The 247-nt window shown below is 63.2% G+C and carries 1 protein-coding gene; it reads left to right on the top strand.

Annotated elements, in window-relative coordinates; genetic code table 11:
* Positions 1-247 (top strand): hypothetical protein (locus SB752_RS33050; RefSeq protein ID WP_410719602.1); only part of this gene is annotated, 247 nt, incomplete at both ends.

Below are 247 nucleotides of genomic sequence, written 5' to 3'. Positions count from 1 at the left end.
ACTGTGCCACGCATTCGTCGTCCTGCCGGAAGTCACGTCGATCAATATCCGATTGTGGGGCATTGGCGTGCCGCCCGTCGTGCTGGACGACGTTCGCGTGACGGGCGTCGAAGAAGGCATTCGATTCCTGGCCGCGCGTCCGCGTCGCATCATCAAGAAATGGGAGTCGCTTACTGCGCAAGGGCAGCGGCCCGTTGCGGCGAATTTGCTCCTCGCGAAGCATGCGTGCGCCCCGGCATGCGTCGTA

It is taken from the genome of Brevibacillus sp. SIMBA_040 (assembly GCF_046535075.1).
Taxonomy (GTDB): domain Bacteria; phylum Bacillota; class Bacilli; order Brevibacillales; family Brevibacillaceae; genus Brevibacillus.
Note: the sequence above shows the minus strand (reverse complement) of the source record. Positions and strands in the feature narration are given on the sequence as shown.